General features: G+C 72.5%; 1 protein-coding gene. It reads right to left on the bottom strand.

Going from position 1 to position 673, the window contains the following annotated elements:
* On the bottom strand, positions 1 to 553 hold a 553-nt coding region (locus B7L92_RS39025), incomplete at its 3' end, for an alpha/beta hydrolase (protein WP_159461103.1).
* Positions 554 to 673: the final 120 nt, after the last annotated feature.

Genomic DNA, 673 nt, shown 5'->3' with positions numbered 1-673 from the left:
CCGGGACGTAGGGCAGGTAGGTGGGCTCGGCGCCCTGGGAGGCTTCGGCGGTGCGCTGCCGGGCGACGGCCTGGAGGGTGGGGACGGCGGCGGCGTCGGAGTCGGTGCCGTACCAGCCACGGCGGAAGTTGGTGCCGATGTTGACGGCGCTGACGGTGGTCAGGGCCTTGATGCGGTAGTCGGTCATGGCGGCGTTGACGCTGTAGCCGGCGCCGGCGCAGATACCGAGGGTGCCGATCCGCTCGGGGTCGACGAAGTCGAGGGTCTGCATGTGGTCGACGGCGGCGCGGACGTCGTCGACACGGGCGTAGGGGTCCTCCAGGTGGTGCGGCTCGCCGCCGCTGTCGCCCTGGAAGGGGGGGTGGAAGGCGAGGGCGACGAAGCCCTGCTCGGCGAGCTTGCTCGCGTACGGGCCGGCGGCCTGCTCCTTGACGCCGCCGCCGGGGTGGACGACGACGATCGCGGCGTGGCGGGTGGTGCGGTCGAGGCCCTCGGGCAGGTAGAGGCTGCCCGCCATGGTGATCTGGCCGTTGGGGAAGGTGATGGCTTCCATCGTGGTGCTCCTGTGTGGTGCGGTGGTCTCAAGAAGTGCGCAGGTGCGCGAGGTCGTCGCGGACGCGGGCCGGTTCGTCGGCCAGCGGCATGCCGGGGCTGTCCTCGACCGCGTCCGCGA

This window comes from Streptomyces viridosporus (genome assembly GCF_002078235.1).
Classification (GTDB): Bacteria; Actinomycetota; Actinomycetes; order Streptomycetales; family Streptomycetaceae; genus Streptomyces; species Streptomyces viridosporus.
This window is presented reverse-complemented; position numbering and strand designations above follow the sequence as displayed.